The following is a 20,944-nucleotide window of genomic DNA, read 5'->3' as shown; positions in this document are numbered from 1 at the left end:
TTACTATAGAATTTGGGATTTTTATTTAATAAATACATCGTATCCAAACCGAATCAATGTACCAATAACTACAATTAAAAAGAAAATTCTAATAAAGCCATTTCCTTTTTTGATGGCCAATTTAGCACCGATGAATCCGCCTAATGCATTACAAACAGCCATTGGTAAAGCAAAAGCCCAAACTATTTTCCCTTTTAAAACAAACAGACAAATCGAGCCAAAGTTGGTGGCTAAGTTTACCATTTTAGCATTGGCAGAGGCATGAAGAAAATCGAAACCCAATACCGTTACAAAACCAAGTACTAAAAAACTGCCCGTACCCGGACCGATAAATCCGTCGTAAAAACCAATAACAACACTCATTATCACAGCCAAAAACACTTGTCGTTGTGGTGATAAGTGCTTTTCTTGATGGCTTCCAAAATCTTTTTTGGCAAAAGTATAGATTGTGATCAGCGTTAAAATCACCAATAAAAAAGGTTTCATAAAATCGTTACTCACTTTCGTTAACAAATTGGAGCCTATAAAAGCCGAACCAAAAGCAAAAACAGACATAATGAAAAGCAACTTCCAATTCATATCTACTTTCTTGAGATACTGACGTGCCGCAAAAGAAGTACCGCTAAAACCGGGAATTTTCAACGAACCGATAATAGACGAAACGGCTAAATTGGGAAGCAAAATCAAAGCTACTGGAGTTTGTATCAATCCGCCACCACCCACGATAGCATCTACAAATCCTGCAAAGAACGAAGCAATACACAATAAAATTAGTATGTAGGTTTCCATATAAAAAAATAAAATCCCAAAACTGTTACAGCATTGGGATTTTTATAGAGATAATCTAATGTCAAAATTAATTAAACACGAACAATATTAGCACCTAAAGCTCTCAATCGTTCGTCAATTCGTTCGTAACCTCTATCAATTTGCTCAATATTTTGAATCGTAGAAGTTCCTTTAGCAGAAAGTGCCGCAATTAACAACGAAATTCCAGCTCTAATATCGGGTGATGACATTGTGGTTGCTTTCAATTGCGATTTAAAATTATGCCCCATAACCACCGCTCTGTGTGGGTCACATAACATAATTTTAGCACCCATATCAATCAACTTATCGACGAAGAACAAACGACTCTCAAACATTTTTTGGTGAATCAATACATCGCCATTGGCTTGGGTAGCTACGACCAATACAATACTTAATAAATCTGGTGTAAATCCTGGCCAAGGTGCATCGGCAATAGTTAAAATAGAACCATCAATGTCGGTTTTAATTTCATAACCCTCTTCGTGCGTTGGAATATAAATGTCATCGCCTCTTCGTTCTAAATTAATTCCTAGTTTTCTAAAGACACTCGGAATCACACCAAGGTTATCCCAAGACACATTTTTGATGGTAATTTCACTTCTAGTCATCGCAGCAAGACCAATCCAAGAACCAATTTCAACCATATCAGGAAGAATTCGGTGCTCACAACCACCAAGAGAATCCACACCTTCAATAGTCAGCAAGTTAGACCCTACACCGCTAATTTTAGCTCCCATAGCATTCAACATCTTACACAGTTGTTGCAAATAAGGCTCACAAGCAGCGTTGTAAATGGTTGTTGTTCCTTCTGCTAATACAGCAGCCATCACAATATTAGCCGTTCCAGTTACCGATGCTTCGTCAAGCAACATATAAGCGCCTTTTAGTTTTCCTTCATTTTCAACGCCATAAAAATGGTCTTCTTTTTCGTAACGGAATTTAGCTCCTAAATTAATAAAACCTTCAAAATGCGTATCCAAACGTCTTCTTCCAATTTTGTCACCTCCAGGTTTCGGAATATAACCACAACCAAAACGTGCTAATAACGGACCAACAATCATAATGGAACCACGTAAACTACCGCCTTCTTTCTTAAATGCTTCTGTTTTTAAGTAATCAACATTTACTTCGTCGGCTTGAAAAGTATAATCGCCTGGACCATTTTTTTGGATTTTAACGCCTAAATTTCCTAATAGTGTAATTAATTTGTTGACATCTATAATATCTGGAATATTAGTAACTCTAACTTTTTCTGATGTTAACAAAGCAGGACATAACACTTGCAATGCTTCATTTTTGGCTCCTTGTGGTGTAACATCACCTTTTAGTCGAATGCCTCCTTCAATTTTAAAAGTTCCCATATAGTTTTTTAAGGTTCTGAGGCTCTAAGGTTCTATGGTTCTAAGCTTATCTACTTAGTACCTTAAAACCTCAGAACCTATATTTATTTTGGATTGTTATTATTATTGTTTTTTACAAAGGGCTTCTTTCCGTTTTGTGGTTTTTTATAGCCTTGAATTTTCATATTTTTTTGCGGCATCAACGTTTTGTTAGATACTTTCTTGTTGGTACGAATCAAATCAGTTGTAGTAGAAAGTTCTTCTTCGCTTCCAGTCAAATTGATTCTTCCTTCAGACAATTCGAATAAATGCTCAAAAATAACCGCATCGGTAACGGTGTCTTTATTCCAACTCAAATACGATTTTTTCATGTGGTTGGCAATCACTTTTACCAAAGCACTCTTCATTTCGCCTTCGTCCCATTTATTAGCTACTTCAATCATGTATTTGATGTTGTTGCCATAAAAACGGTATTTCGGATTTTTCTGCGGATACGCCAATCGCTCGGGTTTCAAATTAATCACTTCACGAGTCGGAATGGGATATGGCGAATCAACATCTAATTTAAAATCGGACATGATAAAAATCTGATCCCACAACTTGTGCTGAAAATCGGGAACATCACGCAAATGCGGATTCAAGCTTCCCATCACCTGAATGATGTATTTCGCCGCTTTGTTGCGCTCGTCTTTGTCAGCAATTGCAACGGCTAAATCAATCAGCTTTTGCAAATGACGACCGTATTCAGGAATGATTAAATGCGAACGTTCGGCGTTGTATTCTAAATTATACACCACATCATTCGCATTCTCTTTGATATATTTTGGTACCATATTAAAATGAAATTATGCCTTCAATTGAGGACACTTCTAAGTATTTTTCAACCACATCATCAGGACTTTCCATAGTAACATTCACTGATACTGAAGTGTATTTTCCTGCTTTTGATTGTTGTGTTTTAATCACTGCACCCATGTTATCGAAAGCATTTTCAACTTCTTCGATTTTTTTAGCATCAGTAGGTACAATAAATTTATAAAGGTATTCTGAGGGCCAAGTTGAAGTATTACTCAATTCTTCTTTCAGGCGAATGTAAAATTCTTCGGTCTTTTTATCCATTCTTCAATTAAAATAAACGCAAATATACGGTTTTGATGTCAGATATTGGATATTCAATATTAGATTTTTTAGTAGCGAATGGTTTGGGCATTTCTACAAACGCAATTCCTGCTATCCGCGCTACAAGGTAGCTTGCTCCTATCAGGGCTAGATTGGTTTTGTCTTTTGTAAAATCTAGAATCTAAACAACTTGCTATTTTAAATAAAAAAGAGTGACCGCAATCACTCCTATCTTTTTAAACCAAAAAACAATTTATCGCAGTACTTCTATCCATCCTCTCATTTCTTCTCCAGTATTTAATGTCACAAAATAAAAATAGGTTCCTGTTGGCAAATCATTTCCTTCCTTATTTTGACCATGCCATTCCTGCTGGTAATTATTTTTTTCATAAACTAACCTACCCCATCGATTAAATATTTGCAAATTAACTACCTCAAAACCAATCAAATCAAGAGCATCATTATAGCCATCATTATTAGGCGAAATAATATTTGGAATGCCACACAAAGTGGTTTGAACATCAATAGATTGAGTTGCAGAACATCCATTTGCATCTGTAATGGTAGCATAATACATTCCTTTTGCTCCGCCAGTAATTTGAATCGGATTTCCAGTAGCAGAGAATCCATTAGGACCGGTCCAATTATAAGAAACGGCAGTAGCATTAAATGAATTCTGAACAGCCGTTGCAGTCAACACAAAATTCAAATTCAAACAAGCCGATTCAATGACAAAATTTGGCAATGGATTTACCAAAACAGTTACAGATGATGAACCAGAAACACAACCATCCTGAACTACGCTAACAGTATATGTTCCACTCATTGAATTTGAAATGGAAGCAATGATTGGATTTTGATCCGTTGACGAAAATCCGTTTGGACCCGTCCAATTGTAAATACTATTTGGAATAAAAGTAGCGTATAAATTTAAAGCATTAGTATCACAAACAATAGGATCTGCAGAAGCTATTGGTAAAGGAGGTATTGATTTTATAGTGATTGTAATAGTAGCTTCGTCAAATGCATTACATTGTCCAACAACTTTATATTTAAAATTATAAATCCCTGAAGGCACATTGGTTGCATTCCAAATATTATTGGTAAGCATTCCACTAGTTGTGAGTTCTTGCCAAGTACCTCCTGTATCGTAACTGCCTAATATCAAAGAAAATAAATCTATAGTAGTTGGATTCCCACAATAGGTAACTGCATTATTTTGACCTGCATTTGGTGTAGTTGAAGACGATGAAATTGTATAATCTAAAGTAAAATCGATACAACTGTTTGGATTTCCTGTGTAGCGTACTCTAACATGATAAATCCCAGCAGCGGTAACTGGATTAAAGTTAGGAAACTGCAACGTGTTTGTAGTACTTAATATTACTGATGGATTGCTATCATTCCACCATTGGTATTGTAAAATTGAGAAATAAGGCACCACTAATGAGCCTGGACTTCCATTACAAAGTCCTTGTGGTGTAATTGCAAAATTAAACGGTCTTGGGACTTCAAAGAGACTATTTAAAATATTCCCGCAGGCATCTTCAACTTGAAAATTATAAGTGGCAGGTTGCAATCCCAAAAAAACATAAGAATTCCCATTATTAACAATAAATGGCAGTCCATTTTTTTGAGTAATTCTGTAAATTAATGGCGGTGTTCCTATGGCGTCAACAAGCGCATCGTAGGTTCCATTATTGCAGGAAAAAGAATAAACATCATTTATTTTGGGTTGCCCTGTAAAATCAAATTCATACAATGTGTTAATGCAAGTATCTAAAGAAAAAAAATCACAAAGCACCCTAAAATGACCCGTAAAAGCAAAATTATAATTAATGGCATTATTAATTAAAGGAATAGCATTAGCAGTGTTAAGCTGCCCTCCATTATAATAGCCTCCAGTACTAGGGTTAAACCATTGATTGGTTACTGGGTTATATTTTTGAAGCCAATAATACTTTGTGTAACCATTATTGCTATTAGATGAATGATGTAAATCAATATTAAAGGAACCACAATTCGGTATAACGTTAATATTAGTAGTTTCTGAATAACCTACAACAGCAATAGTAGTAACCGATGAAGTATTTCCACAATTGTCTATCAAATTAAATGTATAAGATCCTAACGGAACATTATTAAGATGAAAAAAACCACTTGAAATAGTGCTGGATAAATCTTGTGGCAAACTATTTGAATAAGAGGATGGCGCTTGAACTAATACGACAGAGCTTAAATTTAAACCTCCAAATATATTTGCAGTTCCTATGTCACAACCTACTTCTGCATTAGCATATAAAAAACCTGAATTTGGATAAATTGTTATCGTTTGCGTTCGTGAAATTCCACAAAAATCAACCGTAGTAAAATCATAAGTACCTGGAGTAACATTCAATAAATTAAAATTTCCAGATGAATCGGCCGTTAAAACATAAGGTAAAGTATATGGTGTACCAATTGGAGCATTTATTAGAGTGGCACTTTGAGCATAAAAAATAATAATATTAAAATGATTACATCCTAAATCTTGTTGAGCAACTATAGGGATAGTAGAAGAATACACATTAAACCCATTATTATGGTAAATATTACCACAATTATCGACTGCCTGAACATCATAGGTATAGCTCTGATTAGCATAAAGGGGAATAACTTGTGAAATATTATTTCCATTGGCAGATGTTATGGTCTGACTTACCGTGATTGCAGCTGCTCCACCAGGAGGATGAACAACGATTGTAAAGCTAACCGGATATGCAATCACTGAATTTGGCGCACTTCCAATTAATGTATTTATTATAAATGAATTACAATCCAGAATCTCACCAGCCGATACCAGAATCTGTAAATTGGCTTGCGAATGTTGTACCGTAAACGTTTGCACCACTCCTTCACCACAATTATCAAAAACCCGAACTTGGTATTGGCCTGCAACCAATCCAGTAAAAACATTTGAGGTTTGAAGAGGTCTTATAATGGGGCCTTGAAACAGTTCGTATTGAACTGCATTTCCTGTGGTAACATTTACAGTAATTTTGCCGTCATGCCCACAAATTTCATCTTCACCGGTTAATTGATAGGTTAACAACACTACATGATTTGCTATAACCACATCTTGAAAATGATTATTAGTTAAACTTCCCAAAGATTGAATTGCCACAACTCGATAATTTCCAGCTACAAGTCCGGTAAAGGTATTTGTATTCAATACTGCAATTGGTGTAGTAAGATTGGGTAAATGATAAATTTCATAAACAATCGTTGATCCTGCCGTAGTACCAGTAACATTAAAACCTAAAGCCCCATTAGCAGTACAGGTTTCATTTGTTACCGTTACATTTAATGTAAAATTAGACAATTGTCCAAAGGTTATCTGACTAAAAAAAAGGAAAAAGAAAAGTCTTAATGGCTTCAAATAAAGATCAATCATAACATCGTATTTAATGTAAAGATGCAAATTATTACAATTGGTTGCGTTAATTTGAATAAAAAAAGAGTGACCGCAATCACTCTTATTCTTTACAACCAAATGGCTTCTTTAATTTTTATTTTTTCAGCCAATTTCAGAATATCAGCCAATACACCTCGCGCAGTAACCGCTTTTCCAGCACCTGCACCCTGAATTACAATGGGAATTTCGCCATACGATTGAGTATAAATTTCAATTAAATTATCAGCACCCTTTAATTGTCCTAAAGGCGAACTTTTGGGTACCGAAATCAATTTCACTTCGAGTAGTTTTTTGACAATATCAAATTCACCTACATACCTTAGTACATGATTATCTGCCTGTGTGATTTTAGCAATTTGAAACGGTTTGTCAAATAATTTTTTATTGGATTGGTATTGTGATTTGGAATGGGTTTCATTCAATTCGGGCAACAATAACGACGACACTTTAACATCCGATAGTTCAAATTCGTATTCCATTTCACGAGCTAAAATAAGTAATTTCCGAGCGACATCTTGTCCCGATAAATCATCTCTAGAATCGGGTTCGGTATATCCGTTTTTCTCTGCATCGGCCAAAATTTTAGAAAACAGAACTTCTTCTGAAGAAAATCTATTAAAAATATAACTCAATGAGCCCGAGAAAACACCTCTAATTTTAGTAATTTTTTCTCCTGAAAAGTACAAATCATTGATGGTTTGCACCACAGGTAATCCTGCGCCTACATTGGTTTCATACAAAAAAGTCTTGTCGAAACTTTTCAACGTTCGGCGTAATTCTTTATAAAAATCGAAATGTAATGTATTGGCTTTTTTATTGGCTGCTACTATATTAAATCCGTTTTGGATTAACGGAATATAACTGGTAATTATTTCGGAACTAGCCGTGGCATCTACTGCAATAAGGTTTTCTAATTGTTGTTCTTGAACATATTCAATAATATCTTCTACTCTAAAAGGAATGGCCGATTGTGCAAAATTGGCTTCCCACTGATTCTTGGCACCTTCTTTTTCAAAAAAAGCTAAGGTAGAATTAGTTATGATGGGAAATCGCAAATCAATATTTCGCTTTTCTAAAAAGAATTGCTGACTTTCAATAACTTGGTTTAATAAAGTGCTTCCGACATTTCCAATGCCAAAAAGGATAACATTTACTCTAAGCGTTGACATAATTATGTTGTTTTTGTTTGTTAAAAATAGGATCTAAAATTTGGGACAATTGCTCGAATTCGATCAGAAAAGCATCATGACCGTGAATGGAATGAATTTCATGATAAAACACATTTTCTTTAACCGTTCTCAATTGATGGTAACTTTCTCGATTTTCATCAGCAATAAAAAAATAATCGGTATCAACAGAAACAATATGAATGTTGGCTATGATTGCTTTACCGATAGACAAAAAGTCTTTTCTGTTTCGAGTAATATCATTGGTTTTTAGCAAATGATTCATCAACTTGTAAGCTGATAATCGAAAGCGGTTTTTCAATTTGAAGCCATGATTAACCAACCAATTTTCAATTTGAAATACAGACGAATTTTGAAAAACACCACGTTGAAATCGTTGATTGATCGATTGCGGTGTTCGATACAACAACATGGCGTGCAAGCGAGCATCGACAATAGGATCGTCTGAATTGTTTAATATTTGATCTTGAATCAATACGTTGGCAATTACCCAATCGGTCGCTTTCCAGTCGGTCGCAATGGGTATCAAATTTTGAATTCGTTTGGGATATAATGCTGCCATCTCCCAGGCAACTCCTCCACCAAGGCTACCTCCAATTACGGCAAACAAAGTGTCCATTTGAAGATGAAATAATCCTTCCCAAAAAATTCGTGCCATATCCCGAATGGTAAAATCGTGGTAACTCGAAATTAAATTTCCGAAGTTGTTGTCAAATCCATTTCCAGGAATGTTGAATGCAATGACTGTAAAATGGTTTGTATCGATAGTTTTCCCTTCTCCAATCAAATCATTCCACCAACCATGTTCTCCCGAAACATTAGAGTTGCCGGTCAAAGCATGATTGACCACTACAATGGGCGCTTCACCGATGGGCTGCCCAAAAGTTTGATAAAACAACGGAAGGTATGGCTTCTGTTTTCCATTTTCTAAATCAAAATTAAACACGTCTATTTTTTCTAAATTTTTCATAGCATCTTTTTAAAAAAAACTGCCTCCAACCGCGAAATCGGAAGCAGTTTCAAAACAAACAAAAACCTAAACTTATTTTTATTATGCCGCTTCAGTCGACTGATATTCTTTGAATAAAACCACTGAAACTGGTGTATGATTGACCAAATTATCTTGAACGGGACAACGATTTTCTACCGCAATCAACCATGCTTTCAATTGTTCCAAAGTCGCGTTTGAAGTGGGTTTAACAACTACTTCTATCGAATTAAAACCAGCGCGTTCATTGCTCACTTTTCCCTGATATTTATCCAAACTTAGAGTAGCCGACAATTCTACTTGAAGTGATTTTAACACAATTCCTTGTTCTTTAGCAACTAATTTTCCCACGGCATTAATGCATCCGGCATAACCTGCTAAAATATATTCTAACGGACTTGGCCCTTCCAATTCTGGAAACTCTTCATTTTTACTAATACGTACATCAAAGTTCTGCGCTTTCACTACAAACTGATTATTTTCACGAGCGTACCCAAGCACGTTTACAATTTTCTGACTCATTTTTATACTAATTGAGGTGATTTAATGGTTTCAAAAACGGCTTTCAAATCGGCTTTTAAATCTTCAATAGCCTCTAAACCAACTGAAAGACGGATTAAATCTTTGGTCACACCAGTAGCTTCTTGTTGTGCATCAGAAAGTTGTTGATGGGTAGTACTAGCCGGATGAATAATTAATGATTTAGTATCGCCAATGTTGGCTAAAAGCGAAAATAATTTGGTTTCATCCGCTACTTTTTTGGCGGCTTCAAAACCACCTTTCAATCCGAAAGTTACAATACCGCTTTTCCCTTCTGGCAAGTATTTATCGGCTAAAGTTTTATATTTTGAAGAGGCTAATCCCGGATAATTCACCCAAGCCACTTCTTCTTGAGCTTCCAACCATTGGGCTAATGCTAATGCATTTTCGCTGTGTTTTTTAATTCTGATTTCCAACGTTTCCAATCCTTGAATGGTTTGAAAAGCATTAAACGGACTCAATGCCGCACCAAAATCGCGTAATCCTTCAATGCGCACTTTTGCAATAAAAGAGGCTGCACCTAAAGCTTCGTAGTATTTTAATCCGTGATATCCTGCCGAAGGTTCCGTAAATTCAGGAAATTTTCCGTTGCCCCAATCAAAGTTTCCAGCATCGATGATTACACCGCCAAGTGAAGTTCCGTTACCTGTAATGTATTTGGTTAATGAGTGAATTACGATATCCGCTCCGTATTGAATTGGGTTAAGCAAAAAAGGTGTAGCAACGGTATTGTCAACAATAAAAGGCACTTTGAAGGCTTTAGCTTCTTTAGAAATTGCTTCTAAATCAAGAACATCTAGCTTTGGATTTCCTAAACTTTCTACGAAAAAAGTTCTCGTATTTTCTTGTGCAGCATTGGTGAAGTTTTCAGGATTCGATGGATCGACAAAAGTAGTAGTGATGCCCAATCTTGGTAAGGTAACATTCAATAAATTATAAGTGCCTCCATACAAACTGTTGGAAGCAACAATGTGATCGCCTGCTTTTAGTAAAACCAATAATGCTGTGGCAATGGCAGATGTTCCAGAGGCAGTTACTACGGCACCAATACCGCCTTCGAGTTTGGCTAATCGCTGTTCCAAAATGTCGTTGGTTGGGTTGTTCAATCGGGTGTAAATGAATCCGGCTTCTGCCAATCCAAACAAGTTGGCAGCATGTTGTGAATCATTGAAAACATACGAAGAGGTTTGATAAATTGGAACCGCTCTAGTTCCTGCATTTTTAGTTACGTCGTGTCCTGCATGTAAAGCGTTGGTGGCAAATTTTTGTGTACTCATGATTTTTAATTTTAGATTATTAGATATTTAAATTATTTGATTTTTGGATAAAAAAAAGTCCTTTTGGATGGCTTACCAAAAGGACTTTAAGAATATAGATATGAACTACAATTAAGTCTTCCGCTTTTGGTAATAGCATAGAGCGATGCAACACATTACGTGCATCATCATACAAGACATCATCATATTTTTTGCTATTACGTTCATTTTACTTTTTTCTGAATTATTTATGGATTACCAATTGATTTAAATAAAAAAACCTCTGCTATGGCAGAGGTTTAATTGAATATATTTTAAAAATTTAAAATTATGCAATAGTGTTCCTCTGCGGAGATTTCCACATCATACAACACATAATATGCATAGATAAATTCATCTTTATTTCTTTTTTGATGTAGCAAACTTCTAAACTATTTTTGACTTGACCAAATAAATTTTCAAACTTTAACATTTAAAAATACGATTGTGTATATTAATACTACGTATTAAAAATATGAAAAAGAGTTTTTTTAAAATAATCCATTTGATTTTCTATTTTTACCAAAAATGATTCTGATGTCTAAATTACCTCATATATCGACTAGTATTTTTAGCGTAATGTCGCAAATGGCTAACGAACACAAGGCTGTAAATCTTTCGCAAGGATTTCCCAATTTTCCTGTTGATGAACGCTTAAAAGATTTAGTTGCCAGATGGGCAAAAGAAGAAATTCATCAATACTTACCCATGGCTGGTTTTCCTCCTTTGTTAGAAAAAATAGCGGTCCTTACTCAAAATTCTTATGGCAAAAAAGCACATCCGACAACCGATATCTTAATCACTGCTGGAGCTACCGAAGGCATTTTTGCCACCATTCAAGCCTTAGTTCATCCCAATGATGAAGTCCTAATTTTAGACCCAAGTTATGACTGCTACGAAACACCCATTTTGTTGTGCAATGCCATTCCGAAACGCATCCATTTAAACGATGATTTCACACCAAATTGGGAGCTTATTGGTATTACTATGAATTCCAAAACACGAATGATTATCATCAATAATCCGCACAATCCTTCGGGTAGAATTTGGAATGAAAATGACTTTATGCAATTGGAAAAATTATTGGATTTATTTCCAAATGTTATCGTACTTTCAGACGAAGTATACGAGTACATTACTTTCGAAAACAAACATCTTTCCATCCATCAAAGAGAGAAATTAAGTACTAAAAGTGTGATTGTATCCTCGTTTGGAAAATCATTTCACATTACCGGCTGGAAAATTGGCTACTTAATCGCACACGAATCGTTGATGAAGGAAATCAAAAAAGTGCATCAGTTTTTAGTATTTAGTGTAAATAGTGTGGCGCAATATGCCCTAAACGATTACATGGATTTAGTAACTGTTTCTGAACTTGGTGCGTTCTATCAGCAAAAAAGAGATTATTTTAGGAATCTGTTGCAACATACTAAATTTGAACTCCTTCCTTGCGAAGGCTCTTATTTTCAAATTGCTTCTTATGCAGCTATTTCTAACGAAAATGATTTGGATTTTACCCAACGATTGGTGACCGAATATGGCGTAGCAACCATTCCGCTTTCTCCATTTTATATCGACGGAAAGCAAACTCAATGCATCCGCTTTTGTTTTGCTAAAGATGAAAAAACACTTGAAAAAGCAGTCGAAAGATTGGTAAAATTAGTTTAAAAAGATATATTTGCAACACCAATTCGGGATGTAGCGCAGCCTGGTAGCGTACTAGCATGGGGTGCTAGGGGTCGCTGGTTCGAATCCAGTCATCCCGACTAACAAAATTCTCTTTTTGCAATTAGTCAAAAAAATATACCCCAACGATTTTTTTGTAGCAACACCTCAAAAAGAATAACTCACTGAGGTTTTGCATTTATTTTCTTAAATTCAATGTTAATTGTTATGCATGCATACTAATTAATTTAGTACATTTGAAAAACAAAACAAACCAATATGGATTTTTCAGCAAAAATGCTTCGCGACGACGCGTTGAAAGGCAAAACAATTGTAGTAACTGGTGGCGGAAGCGGTTTAGGCAAAGCCATGACCAAATATTTTTTAGAATTGGGTGCTAATGTAGCCATCACTTCCAGAGATTTAGAAAAATTAAAAACAACAGCATCCGAATTAGAAACTGCCACTGGCGGAAAATGTTTGCCTATCCAATGTGATGTGCGTCATTACGAACAAGTTGAAGCTATGCTTGCAGAGGTATTAACGGCTTTTGGAAAAGTAGATGTTTTGTTGAACAATGCTGCTGGAAATTTCATTTCACCAACCGAACGCTTATCTGCGAATGCTTTTGACACTATCATAGACATTGTACTAAAAGGCTCAAAAAATTGCACTTTGGCTTTTGGAAAACATTGGATTGATCAAAAACAAACCAACTGCAACGTTTTGAATATTGTCACTACCTATGCTTGGACTGGTTCGGGATATGTGGTGCCGAGTGCTACAGCCAAAGCAGGCGTATTGGCGATGACGAGAAGTTTAGCGGTCGAATGGGCAAAATATGGTATCCGAATGAACGCCATAGCACCGGGTCCATTTCCAACCAAAGGTGCTTGGGATCGTTTGTTGCCGGGTGACCTAGCCGAAAAATTTGATATGGCCAAAAAAGTACCATTACGTCGCGTAGGTGATCATCAAGAATTAGCCAATTTAGCCGCCTATTTGGTCTCTGACTTCTCTGCTTATATTAATGGTGAAGTAGTAACAATTGATGGTGGTGAGTGGCTTCAAGGTGCTGGACAATTCAATATTTTAGAGAAAATTCCGCAAGAAATGTGGGACATGTTAGAAACAATGATAAAAAATAAAGGTAGTAAATAGTATTTCATCAAACACCTTGTAAAAATAATTTAAGTCAGATTGAAATTATTCTTTCTGACTTTTTTATTTCAATCATTTGAAAATCTATTGTTTACTAAAAACTTTACAACATTGTTAACAAATAACACTTTTATAAACCATAATAAATCGTATTTTTACCACTCAAAATTTGATTAGAATAAATGGGTAAAATCATTGCAATTGCCAACCAAAAAGGTGGTGTCGGAAAAACAACTACTTCTGTAAATTTAGCCGCATCATTGGGTGTTTTAGAGAAAAAAGTTTTATTAATTGATGCCGATCCGCAAGCTAATGCGAGTTCGGGTTTGGGTATTGACGTAGAGAGTGTTGAAATTGGTTCGTATCAAGTATTAGAACACAGCAATACACCCGAAGAAGCTACCGTAAAATCAACTTCTCCTAATGTAGATGTAATTCCAGCTCATATCGACCTTGTGGCCATTGAAATAGAATTGGTAGACAAGGAAAATAGAGAATACATGCTCAAACAAGCATTAGAAAAAATAAAAGACCAATACGATTACATTTTAATCGATTGTGCACCATCACTAGGATTATTAACACTGAATGCTTTAACAGCAGCCGATAGTGTCATTATCCCTATTCAATGTGAATATTTTGCTTTAGAAGGTTTGGGTAAATTGTTAAATACCATCAAAAGTGTTCAAAAAATTCACAATCCAAGTTTAGATATTGAGGGATTACTTTTAACCATGTACGATTCGCGCTTGCGCCTGTCAAATCAAGTGGTAGAAGAAGTTCAAAAACATTTTAATGATATGGTATTCAAAACTATCATCCAACGAAATGTAAAATTAAGTGAAGCACCAAGTTTTGGTGAAAGTATTATTGCCTTTGATGCTACGAGTAAAGGTGCTACCAATTACTTGAGTTTAGCAGAAGAAGTTATCAGAAAAAACAGTAATTAATTTATGACAAAAGCAGTAAAAAAACAGGCTTTAGGACGCGGTTTATCTGCACTTTTAAAAGATCCAGAAAACGATATTCAATCGGTGGATGATAAAAATGCTGATAAAGTAGTTGGTAATATATTGGAAGTTGATATTGAAGCAATTGAAATCAATCCGTTTCAACCAAGAACTAATTTTAACGAAGAAGCCCTTCAAGAATTGGCATCTTCTATTAAAGAACTTGGCGTTATCCAACCCATTACTGTTAGAAAATTAGATTTTAATAAATACCAATTAATTTCGGGTGAACGCCGTTTGCGTGCTTCCAAATTGGTTGGAATGGCTACTATTCCTGCTTACATTCGTATTGCTAACGACAACGAATCGTTGGTAATGGCATTAGTAGAAAACATACAACGCCACGACTTAGACCCAATTGAAATTGCGTTATCGTACCAACGTTTGATTGAAGAAATTCAGTTGACACAAGAACAAATGAGTGAACGTGTTGGAAAAAAACGTTCTACCATAACGAACTACTTGCGTCTTTTAAAATTAGACCCAATTATTCAAACTGGAATTCGAGATGGATTTATCAGTATGGGACATGGTCGTGCTATGATTAACATTGAAGATCAGGACGTTCAAACCGATATTTATCAAAAAATTGTAAGTCAGAATCTATCTGTTCGCGACACTGAAGCTTTGGTTAAAAAGCACCAAGATGGTTTGAAACCAACTGCTGCAAAAGCAAAAAAAGGAAATTCTTTTTCAATTGCAGACGACCAAAAGAAAGCGTTTACCAATTTCTTTGGAGCCAAGGTAGATGTGAGTGTTGCCGGAAATGGCAAAGGAAAAATATCCATTCCTTTTCATTCTGAAGAAGATTTTAATCGCATCATCAAACTTATCAACGGTTAGTGATTAGGTCATTCTACATACTTTTTTTTGTTTTCCTTTTAGGAAATGCTTCTGCGTTTGCTCAAACTCAAATTGAGGAAGGGTTAATTGTTTCGGATACTATAAAAAAATCTGAAATTAATCCTCTAGCTCCAGCAAAAGCGGCTTTTTATTCGGCTGTCTTCCCAGGAATGGGACAAGTTTACAATAAAAAATACTGGAAATTACCGCTTGTATATGGTGCCTTAGGAACTACTATTTATTTTTACATCAGTAACAATAAAAAATACCACCAATATCGAGATGCTTATAAACGTCGATTGGAAGGTTTTACAGACGACAATTATACCTATCTTGACAATTCACGTTTGATTTCGGCTCAAAAGTTTTATCAAAAAAACAGAGATTTATCTGCCCTTTTAACAGGTTTATTTTATGTATTAAATATTGTTGATGCTAATGTTGATGCTCATTTAATGCAATTTAATGTCAATGATAAACTCACCGTGAAACCCGATTTTTATAGAAATGATTTCACTGCCAAACAAGACATTGGACTTTGTGTCACATTGAAATTTTAAAGTTTTCATAAAATTTGTAACAAATACCAATTACTGCAAACTAATCCAATATGAAAATAGCACTTTTAGGATACGGAAAAATGGGAAAAGTAATCGAACGAATTGCTTTGGAACGTGGTCATGAAATTGTGCTAAAAAAATCAAGTTCAAACACCTTTGATGGTTTGCAAAATGCCGATGTCGCTATTGACTTTAGTGTTCCTTCGTCAGCAATAGCTAATATTTCAGAATGTTTAAATACCGGAATTCCAGTTGTTTCAGGAACTACCGGCTGGCTGGATAATTATGATGAAATGGTAGCACTTTGTCAAGCAAAAAATGGTGCCTTTATTTATGGTTCTAATTTCAGCTTGGGTGTGAATTTATTTTTCGAACTGAATAATTATTTGGCAAAAATAATGTCGAAATTTAATCAGTATTCCGTTTCAATGGAAGAAATTCACCATACCCAAAAACTTGATGCTCCCAGCGGAACGGCGATTTCATTGGCTAAAGGCATTATAGAAAATTCTAAATACACCCATTGGACGTTAGAAAATCCGAATGAAAATGACATTCATATCGATGCCCAACGAATAGAAAACGTTCCTGGCACACACAGTGTTTTTTACACTTCTGAAGTAGATACAATAGAAATAAAACATACTGCACACAATCGCGATGGCTTTGCCTTAGGTTCGATAATAGCCGCCGAATGGTTGGTAGGAAAAAAAGGCGTTTTCACGATGCGTGATGTATTAAATTTAAAATAAAAAATTATGACACTATATCAATGGTTTATCTTTTTTCTCGGAGTTCAAATTATTCATTTTTTAGGAACGTGGAAACTATACGAAAAAGCAGGTAGAAAATCTTGGGAAGCTGGAATCCCAATCTACAATGCTATTGTTTTGATGAAAATCATCAACCGACCAACTTGGTGGACGATTTTGTTGTTCATTCCCATCATCAACCTAATTATGTTTCCAGTAATTTGGGTAGAAACGTTGCGTAGTTTTGGCAAAAATTCAAGTTTAGATACTTTTCTGGGCATAGTAACTTGTGGATTGTATATTTATTACATCAATTACACACAAAGCGTTACTTATATTACTGATAGAAGCACGACTGCAGCTACCAAAACTGGCGATACCGTAAGTTCGCTATTGTTTGCCATAATTGTAGCCACATTTGTGCATACATACTTTATTCAGCCTTTTACGATTCCGACGTCGTCGTTAGAAAAATCGTTGTTAATTGGTGATTTCTTATTTGTGAGCAAATACAATTATGGTGCACGAGTTCCGATGACAACCGTAGCAGCACCAATGGTTCACGATACCTTACCAATTATAAAAACCAAATCGTATTTACCATGGCCACAATTACCTTACTTTAGATTTCCTGGATTTGAAAAAATAAAAAACAATGACATTGTAGTATTCAATTGGCCTAAAGACACGTTGTACAATATGTACAAACCTGCCGATAAACGCTACGACAAGCCTATCGACAAAAAAACCAACTATGTAAAACGTTGTGTAGGTATTCCTGGTGATAGCTTGCAAATTAAAAACGGTATTGTTTTTATAAACGGAAAAGAATTAATCTTGCCTGAAAGAGCGAAACCTCAGTATTCTTATAACATAGCCGTTGATGCTAAAGCCGACATTGATTTTGCCTCTCTGTTTCAAGATATGCATGTAACAGATGGAGCTGGGTTTAAAACTGAAAATCGCGATACTCTTTTCGTTCAATCATTAACCAGTGAAAATGTTGCACGATTAAAAACTATATCTGGAATTAAAAGTATTGAAAGAGTAATTAGAAAGGGCCCTGAAGACGGTGTTTTTCCAGATTTTCAAGACGGAAAACCATCAACTACGAACAATTGGAGCTGTGATAACTTTGGCCCAATTTACATTCCGCAAGCTGGAAAAACGGTTGCTATAGATAAAAAAACGCTTCCTTTATACAAATCAATCATCAACGAATATGAAGGCAATGATCTTAAAGTAGTTGGAGATGACATCTTTATTAATAATAAAAAAGCGACTTCTTATACCTTCAAACAAAACTACTATTGGATGATGGGAGACAACCGTCACAACTCATTAGATGCACGTTACTTTGGATACACTCCAGAAGACCATATTGTTGGTAAACCTATTTTCATATGGATGAGTTGGGACTCAAACGGTAAAGGCATTATGAATAAAATTCGTTGGGAACGTTTGTTTACAACCGTTAGTGGTGAAGGGCAACCACAATCGTACTTTAAATACTTCTTGTTTTTATTAGCAATTTATTTTGTTGGGGATTACTTATGGAAAAAACGCAAAACGACTAAAGAATAGCTTATCTTAAATGAATTTACTTTTATACCCTACTTATTTTCCTTCGATAAGCCATTATATTGCTATGGCTCAGGCGGAAACAATTACCTTGGAAGTAGAAGATAATTTCCAAAAACAAACCAATCGCAACCGAATGTACATCTACAGTCCGAATGGGATTCAATTGCTCAATGTACCAGTAAAGCACAGCAATAAAATTCACCAAAAGACGAAAGATGTTAAAATTGAAAATGATTTTGGGTGGCAAAAACAACACTTCAAATCATTGGATGCAGCCTATAGAAGTTCACCTTTCTTCGAATATTTTGAAGACGACATCATGCCCATCTTCGAAAAGAAATATGAATTCTTAATGGATTTGAATTTGGATACTATGAATCTAGTAAGCAAGTGTTTGAGAATGCCTTTAGAATTTAAAGAAACAACCGAATACTTTCATGTTGTAGCCGATTTTAATGATTTCAGAAATTTGGCCAATGGAAAAAAAGATTCTACAATCATTGCCCCTTACACACAAGTTTTTGAAGAAAAACATGGGTTTTTAAACAACCTAAGTACGCTCGATTTACTTTTTAATGAAGGCCGATACGCCTTAGATTACTTGAAAAAACAATCGTTATAACTATTCAATCATCAATCGAGTTAAGATGGGATAATGATCGGAATTTTTAAATTGTGGGAAGTTCTGAAAACTTTTAACTTTCATCTTTTTATCGGCAAAAATATAGTCAATGCGAGCAGGATAATACTTAAAGTTGTAAGTTTGTCCAAAGCCTTTTCCAGCTTCTTCAAAACAATCGTTCAAGTTTCCTTTAATACTTCGGTATACGTATGAAAAGGCACTGTTATTCATGTCGCCACAAATAATCATCGGATAACGACACTCTTTTTTGTGTTTCATCAATATTTCAGCTTGCTTTTGTTGTTGTTTAAAAGCCGTACTAATGCGTTTGACCACCAATTGCGATTTTTGCTTGCTAATTGAGTCAACATTGTCTTGCATTTCATTGACATCAGGTGAAATTTTAATCGACTGTAAGTGCATATTATATACTCGAATGGTATCTTTTCCCTTACGAATATCGGCATAGACAATCAAATTATCTGATTCTGGAAACTCGATATTTCCTTGATCAACAATGGGATATTTAGAAAAAATGGCTTGACCCGTTTTAATATTTTTCCCTTGCATAAAGATAAATTTGTGTTTGTAAACACGCAAATCTACTTTGGCTGTTTCCGAATATTCTTGAATACACAAAATATCTGGATTTTGCTCGTTTATGAACTCTTTGATGTCGTCTCCAACATTTTCACGTGGAATCCATTGGAATAGATTAAACAAACGAACGTTGTAACTCATTACAATAAAATCTTTTTCTTCTAGAGGTTGTTCGTTGGATGAAAATTTGTAAAATTTATTGATGAAGGTAATCCCTAAAATCAAAACTATACCCGACAATATCATTTGACGTTTCAATTGGAACATCCAATACAGAAAAAACAATCCGTTTAAAATTAAAAATAAAGGTAATATTAATGTCAACACCGATAAAAAAGGAAAGAAATTCGGGGCAAGAAATGGTAAAACATACGCAAGAAAAGTCAATACAGTAAGTACTATATTGAAAAAAAACATTACTTTATTGAACCATGATAGTTTTTTCATTTTCTTTTTGCCACTAAGACACACCAAATCATTAAGGTATTTTTCTTTATTCTTTTCTCTATTATCTTTTCTCTTCTTTACTGACTATTTTCCTGCTTTAAACAGAAACTCTTTTTCTTCAGCAGTCAAACTATCATAACCTGACTGACTGATTTTATCTAAAATTTCATCGATTTGTTGTTGCAATTTATCTTTTACAACAATTTTACTCTGACTTTTAACCACTGGTTTCTTTGGATTAACATGCACTTTTTTAAAAGGTGTTGCTTTTTTAGGTTGAAACAAATTAACAAAAAAATCCAATATTGTGGTTATTGCATTACTTAAATCGGTTCCATTGACTAACAATTTAATGTAAATAAATCCGAATAAAGCGCCTGCTAAATGCGCAATGTGACCACCTGTATTGTTCATTGGCAACTGAATCAAATCAACAAACAACAAGAAAAATGCAACTTGCCATAGGGGCAATTTCCAAACCCCAAAAAGGCGCACCTCCATAAAAGGCTGATAGGTAACTGTAGCTATCAAGATGGTCATTATAGCACCTGAAGCACCTACCAAATTAGCATTGACGTCAACTAAAGACGGTAAAAAAGTATACCCAACAAGATACACGACACCCGAAAAAATTCCTCCTAAAATATAAGAACCCAGCAACTGCTTTTGTGTAAAAAAGGTAGTAAACAGCCTACCTACACAATACAACATCAACATATTCATAACCACATGAATGATTCCGCTGTGAAAAAAAGCATAGGTTATTACCGACCAAGGTTTCCAAAACAAATCCACCCCATTAGAAGATAAGCCAACATAATCCAAATAATCAATTTGAACAGAAAATAGCTTTAAAAATGCAAAAACCACTTCTGGAACTACGAACAAAAGTAAATTCCAAAAGATAAGACGGATAGCTATTCCTCCTATTTTATACTGTAATTTTAAATCTTCAAATACGGTCATT

General features: G+C 35.0%; 19 protein-coding genes and 1 tRNA gene. 9 read left to right on the top strand and 11 right to left on the bottom strand.

What is annotated here, in order from left to right; all coding sequences use genetic code 11:
- Positions 1-21: 21 nt before the first annotated feature.
- The 9 genes from ACODSI_RS03300 to ACODSI_RS03260 form a co-directional block, all read right to left on the bottom strand.
- On the bottom strand, positions 22-789 hold the full coding sequence (locus ACODSI_RS03300; RefSeq protein ID WP_488915424.1) for a sulfite exporter TauE/SafE family protein: 768 nt from the start codon (positions 787-789) through the stop codon (positions 22-24).
- Between the two features lie 71 nt (positions 790-860).
- Positions 861-2,171 (bottom strand): UDP-N-acetylglucosamine 1-carboxyvinyltransferase, encoded by a 1,311-nt coding sequence (gene murA, locus ACODSI_RS03295; RefSeq protein ID WP_488915423.1) that lies wholly within the window; start codon positions 2,169-2,171, stop codon positions 861-863.
- An 83-nt stretch (positions 2,172-2,254) separates the two neighbouring features.
- Positions 2,255-2,983 (bottom strand): DUF4290 domain-containing protein, encoded by a 729-nt coding sequence (locus ACODSI_RS03290; protein ID WP_488915422.1) that lies wholly within the window; start codon positions 2,981-2,983, stop codon positions 2,255-2,257.
- Position 2,984: 1 nt separating this feature from the next.
- Positions 2,985-3,269: a DUF493 family protein gene (locus ACODSI_RS03285; protein WP_488915421.1), complete on the bottom strand. Its 285-nt coding sequence runs from the start codon at positions 3,267-3,269 to the stop codon at positions 2,985-2,987.
- A 253-nt stretch (positions 3,270-3,522) separates the two neighbouring features.
- On the bottom strand, positions 3,523-6,702 hold the full coding sequence (locus ACODSI_RS03280) for a T9SS type B sorting domain-containing protein (RefSeq protein WP_488915420.1): 3,180 nt from the start codon (positions 6,700-6,702) through the stop codon (positions 3,523-3,525).
- A gap of 89 nt (positions 6,703-6,791) precedes the next feature.
- Entirely contained in the window at positions 6,792-7,892 is a 1,101-nt protein-coding gene (locus ACODSI_RS03275) for a homoserine dehydrogenase family protein (protein WP_488915419.1), read from the bottom strand.
- Positions 7,879-8,880: an alpha/beta fold hydrolase gene (locus tag ACODSI_RS03270; RefSeq protein ID WP_488915418.1), complete on the bottom strand. Its 1,002-nt coding sequence runs from the start codon at positions 8,878-8,880 to the stop codon at positions 7,879-7,881. Before ACODSI_RS03270 ends, ACODSI_RS03275 begins: the two co-directional genes overlap by 14 nt.
- Before the next feature lie 81 nt (positions 8,881-8,961).
- Positions 8,962-9,420, bottom strand: coding sequence for an OsmC family protein (locus tag ACODSI_RS03265; protein WP_488915417.1), 459 nt, complete (start codon positions 9,418-9,420; stop codon positions 8,962-8,964).
- Between the two features lie 2 nt (positions 9,421-9,422).
- Positions 9,423-10,715: an O-acetylhomoserine aminocarboxypropyltransferase/cysteine synthase family protein gene (locus ACODSI_RS03260; protein ID WP_488915416.1), complete on the bottom strand. Its 1,293-nt coding sequence runs from the start codon at positions 10,713-10,715 to the stop codon at positions 9,423-9,425.
- Positions 10,716-11,270: 555 nt separating this feature from the next.
- Between ACODSI_RS03260 and ACODSI_RS03255 the strand changes: the two genes are divergently transcribed.
- From ACODSI_RS03255 to ACODSI_RS03215, 9 genes are all read left to right on the top strand, one after another.
- Positions 11,271-12,401, top strand: a complete 1,131-nt coding sequence (locus ACODSI_RS03255; RefSeq protein ID WP_488915415.1) for a methionine aminotransferase — start codon at positions 11,271-11,273, stop codon at positions 12,399-12,401.
- A 24-nt stretch (positions 12,402-12,425) separates the two neighbouring features.
- Positions 12,426-12,499: transfer RNA gene (locus ACODSI_RS03250), tRNA-Pro, on the top strand.
- Positions 12,500-12,677: 178 nt separating this feature from the next.
- Positions 12,678-13,559, top strand: coding sequence for an SDR family oxidoreductase (locus ACODSI_RS03245; protein WP_488915414.1), 882 nt, complete (start codon positions 12,678-12,680; stop codon positions 13,557-13,559).
- A gap of 182 nt (positions 13,560-13,741) precedes the next feature.
- Positions 13,742-14,509 carry a ParA family protein gene (locus tag ACODSI_RS03240; protein WP_488915413.1) on the top strand — a complete coding sequence of 256 codons (768 nt, stop codon included), beginning with the start codon at positions 13,742-13,744 and terminating at the stop codon, positions 14,507-14,509.
- A gap of 3 nt (positions 14,510-14,512) precedes the next feature.
- Positions 14,513-15,412, top strand: coding sequence for a ParB/RepB/Spo0J family partition protein (locus tag ACODSI_RS03235; protein ID WP_488915412.1), 900 nt, complete (start codon positions 14,513-14,515; stop codon positions 15,410-15,412).
- Positions 15,412-15,972, top strand: coding sequence for a DUF5683 domain-containing protein (locus ACODSI_RS03230; RefSeq protein ID WP_488915411.1), 561 nt, complete (start codon positions 15,412-15,414; stop codon positions 15,970-15,972). The genes ACODSI_RS03235 and ACODSI_RS03230 overlap by 1 nt, the downstream gene beginning before the upstream one ends.
- Positions 15,973-16,022: 50 nt before the next feature.
- Positions 16,023-16,724, top strand: a complete 702-nt coding sequence (gene dapB, locus ACODSI_RS03225) for a 4-hydroxy-tetrahydrodipicolinate reductase (RefSeq protein ID WP_488915410.1) — start codon at positions 16,023-16,025, stop codon at positions 16,722-16,724.
- A gap of 6 nt (positions 16,725-16,730) precedes the next feature.
- Positions 16,731-18,308, top strand: a complete 1,578-nt coding sequence (lepB, locus tag ACODSI_RS03220; protein WP_488915409.1) for a signal peptidase I — start codon at positions 16,731-16,733, stop codon at positions 18,306-18,308.
- Positions 18,309-18,318: 10 nt separating this feature from the next.
- Positions 18,319-18,930, top strand: coding sequence for a WbqC family protein (locus ACODSI_RS03215; RefSeq protein ID WP_488915408.1), 612 nt, complete (start codon positions 18,319-18,321; stop codon positions 18,928-18,930).
- On the opposite strand, the gene ACODSI_RS03210 is transcribed toward ACODSI_RS03215, so the two are convergent.
- Positions 18,931-19,977 carry an endonuclease/exonuclease/phosphatase family protein gene (locus ACODSI_RS03210; protein ID WP_488915407.1) on the bottom strand — a complete coding sequence of 349 codons (1,047 nt, stop codon included), beginning with the start codon at positions 19,975-19,977 and terminating at the stop codon, positions 18,931-18,933.
- A gap of 84 nt (positions 19,978-20,061) precedes the next feature.
- Entirely contained in the window at positions 20,062-20,943 is an 882-nt protein-coding gene (locus ACODSI_RS03205; RefSeq protein ID WP_488915406.1) for a rhomboid family intramembrane serine protease, read from the bottom strand.
- Between the last annotated feature and the right edge of the window lies 1 nt (position 20,944).

The organism is Flavobacterium sp. FG139, assembly GCF_057809695.1.
Note: the sequence above shows the minus strand (reverse complement) of the source record. Positions and strands in the feature narration are given on the sequence as shown.